Source organism: Streptomyces sp. 7R007, assembly GCF_054850255.1.
The window spans coordinates 1-236 of sequence record NZ_JBTWMV010000207.1 but is presented as its reverse complement, the minus strand read 5'-3'; the positions used below and the strand labels follow the sequence as shown (position 1 = coordinate 236).

Annotated in this window: 1 pseudogene; it reads right to left on the bottom strand. The window is 71.6% G+C overall.

Annotated features, from left to right (window positions below):
* Positions 1-236 (bottom strand): annotated as a pseudogene (locus ACYF6T_RS44815) (alpha-1,4-glucan--maltose-1-phosphate maltosyltransferase); the annotation flags it as partial.

Genomic DNA, 236 nt, shown 5'->3' with positions numbered 1-236 from the left:
CGCCGGATGTCGTTGAGGCGGGTGATCAGCGGGGCCAGGGTGCGGCCCTCGCGTTCGGCCGCTTCCCAGTCACGGGGCTTGAGCTGGTACTTCTCCGAGTCGAGGTACTCCTCGCTGCCCTCCCGCAGCGGGGTGTTCTCACACAGCTCGAAGCCGGAGTAGATGCCCCAGGTCGGCGAGAGGGTGGCGGCCAGCACCGCCCGCACCTCGAACGCCGGCCGGCCGCCGCGCTGGAG